Origin of the sequence: Microcoleus sp. Pol12A5, assembly GCF_036701435.1 — a bacterium.
In the GTDB taxonomy this organism is placed as follows: Bacteria; Cyanobacteriota; Cyanobacteriia; order Cyanobacteriales; family Microcoleaceae; genus Microcoleus.
The window spans coordinates 1-2,216 of record NZ_JAUBQU010000264.1 but is presented as its reverse complement, the minus strand read 5'-3'; the positions used below and the strand labels follow the sequence as shown (position 1 = coordinate 2,216).

Below are 2,216 nucleotides of genomic sequence, written 5' to 3'. Positions count from 1 at the left end.
CCTCGAATTAAGCTGGAAGATTTGAAATAGAAGAGTTCACTCAGCGATCGGATGTCAATTGTCACTCAAATTTTGTCGCCCTCGGAGTGTTTTATGTCAGAAAAACAACCAAACGAGCCAATGACTTTTAGCCGCTTTGCGGACTGGTGCAGGCATATTGACAGTCTTTCACAAGAGGCAAGGCACACAGTTAAAGTGTTGTTAGAAAAGGCTGGCACTGATGACCCTGAAGCAGCGGAGCAGATACTTTCAAGCATGACAACACTCGATCTCAGTGACAATAGAATTACCGACATCAGCATCCTCGGCTCGCTCACCAATCTGACAACACTGCATCTGGGCCACAATGAAATTACCGACATCAGCTTCCTCGGCTCGCTCACCCATCTGACAACACTCGATCTCGGCAGAAATAAAATTACCGACATCAGCATCCTCGGCTCGCTCACCAATCTGAAGACACTGCATCTGGACTACAATCAAATTACCGATATCAGCATCCTTGGCTCGCTCACCACTCTGACAACACTGAATCTGGGCGACCATCGAACAATTACCGACATCAGCTTCCTCGGCTCGCTCACCCATCTGACAACACTGTATCTGGCAAACAATAGAATTACCGACATCAGCTTCCTCGGCTCGCTCACCCATCTGACAACACTCGATCTGGACTACAATAAAATTACCGACATCAGCTTCTTCGGCTCGCTCACCCATCTGACAACACTCGATCTCGGCAGAAATAAAATTACCGACATCAGCTTCCTCGGCCCGCTCACCAATCTGACAAAACTGGATCTCAGCAGCAATAAAATTACCGACATCAGCTTCCTCGGCTCGCTCACCAATCTGACAACACTCGATCTCAGCAGAAATAGAATTACCGACATCAGCTTCCTCGGCTCGCTCACCAATCTGACAACACTCGATCTCAACAACAATCAAATTACCGATATCAGCGCCTTGCGTAAGCTCACCAATCTGACAACACTTGATCTTTACAGCAATCAAATTACCGATATTAGCGTCTTGCGTAAGCTCACCAATCTGACAACACTGAATCTGGCCAACAATCAAATTACCGCTGTGTGCGTGTTAGGTCTCCTCGCACAGAAACGTTTTACTCTCTCGACTAGACCAATTGATGGGCAAAAAGCCACAGAAGCCATCAAAGTTGCCTATGCCGCTATTGGGCTAGAAGAACCCGAAGTTATTATTTGCAGCAGTCCCCGCGACGTTTGCCTCCAAATCTTCAACTTGCTCAAAGGCGACGATTCACAAAACTACTCAGACGAATACAGCAATAGATTGGGGAAAAATCTAGACCAGAGATGGATGTCTCCTGTGGGAGAATTTGCCAGTCCGGGTCTGTGGAAGTATGAGCTCGATAGCATGACGATCGATCCCGAAGCAGACAGAACACTGAGTTCGCTAATTTACGAATTGGTTGAAAGCTATGTGCGCTCGGCACAAACGATGGGGAATCTTTTTTCCCATAATTTGTTCGACCTTAACTTTTTTGAAACCCCCAGGAGTTTGTTTAAAGAAATCTATTTGACCCAATGGTATCTATCTTCATTAGGCATCAATCTTTCCCAAAAGGCACAATAAATACTTCGCTCGCAAAAGCTGCTTTTCGAGCATTGCGGTTGGATATTTCCCTTTGAAAAGATTTGCGCGGTGGGCGATCGCCCCCGCCACCTCAGCTTTGACAGTCAAAACCGCTTGCACGCGGAAGCAGAACCTGCCATCAAGTTTGCCGATGGATGGAATTTTTACTATTATCACGGCGTCAGATTGCCTGAAGAATACGGCAAAGTACACCCGAACCAATGGCAATCGCAATGGCTGTTATCAGAAGATAATGCCGAACTGAAGCGAGTGTTAATTCAAGGAATTGGTTACGATCGCATAATTCAAGAATTGTCAGCCAAACAAATAGATAGTTGGCAGGAATATTCACTATTAACAATAGATAATGCCGATGTCGAGCCGATTTTTTTGTTAAAAATGACTTGTCCGAGTACGGGATTCATTCACGCTTTGAGAGTGCCGCCTAACCTGACATCAGCTAGGGAGGCAATTCGCTGGGCAAATTGGGATATCGATCCAGAGGAATTTTCCGTGCAGACTTGATATAGCAGAAGGAAGAAGGAAGAGGGAAGAAGGAAGAAGGAAGAGTTAATATTAGCAAGGATTTCAGCGATCGATAA

At 45.8% G+C, this 2,216-nt stretch carries 1 protein-coding gene and 1 pseudogene; both read left to right on the top strand.

Going from position 1 to position 2,216, the window contains the following annotated elements:
* Positions 1-93: 93 nt before the first annotated feature.
* The gene (locus QUA45_RS28565) at positions 94-1,614 is read left to right on the top strand and encodes a leucine-rich repeat domain-containing protein (protein WP_333223290.1); all 1,521 of its coding nucleotides are present in this window, start codon (positions 94-96) and stop codon (positions 1,612-1,614) included.
* Between the two features lie 21 nt (positions 1,615-1,635).
* A pseudogene (locus QUA45_RS28560) lies at positions 1,636-2,139 on the top strand (DUF6745 domain-containing protein); the annotation flags it as partial.
* Between the last annotated feature and the right edge of the window lie 77 nt (positions 2,140-2,216).

Bases quoted from the DNA above. Each gene is read 5' to 3' on its own strand.
- QUA45_RS28565 (WP_333223290.1), top strand. From the start codon at position 94: ATGTCAGAAAAACAACCAAACGAGCCAATGACTTTTAGCCGCTTTGCG.